This is a genomic window from Cellvibrio fontiphilus (assembly GCF_042646205.1).
Classification (GTDB): Bacteria; Pseudomonadota; Gammaproteobacteria; order Pseudomonadales; family Cellvibrionaceae; genus Cellvibrio; species Cellvibrio fontiphilus_A.
Genome location: NZ_JBHRTF010000007.1, coordinates 1 through 618 on the forward strand (window position 1 = coordinate 1; position 618 = coordinate 618).

The 618-nt window shown below is 53.2% G+C and carries 1 rRNA gene; it reads right to left on the reverse strand.

Annotated features, from left to right (window positions below):
* Positions 1-589, reverse strand: a 16S ribosomal RNA gene (locus tag ACFODX_RS16070); the annotation flags it as partial.
* Positions 590-618: the final 29 nt, after the last annotated feature.

Genomic DNA, 618 nt, shown 5'->3' on the forward strand with positions numbered 1-618 from the left:
GCTTAACAAACCACCTACGTGCGCTTTACGCCCAGTAATTCCGATTAACGCTTGCACCCTCCGTATTACCGCGGCTGCTGGCACGGAGTTAGCCGGTGCTTCTTCTGTGGGTAACATCAATCCTCTTACGTATTAGGTAAAAGGCCTTTCTCCCCACTGAAAGTGCTTTACAACCCTAGGGCCTTCTTCACACACGCGGCATGGCTGGATCAGGCTTGCGCCCATTGTCCAATATTCCCCACTGCTGCCTCCCGTAGGAGTCTGGACCGTGTCTCAGTTCCAGTGTGACTGATCATCCTCTCAGACCAGTTACGGATCGTCGCCTTGGTGAGCCTTTACCTCACCAACAAGCTAATCCGACATGGGCTCATCTGATAGCAAGAGGTCCGAAGATCCCCCTCTTTCCCCCGTAGGGCGTATGCGGTATTAGCGTCCCTTTCGAGACGTTGTCCCCCACTACCAGGCAGATTCCCATGCATTACTCACCCGTTCGCCGCTTTACTCATTCCGAAGAACTTTCGCGCTCGACTTGCATGTGTTAGGCCTGCCGCCAGCGTTCAATCTGAGCCATGATCAAACTCTTCAGTTTAAAATCAGGTGTCGTCTTGTCGGCGAACC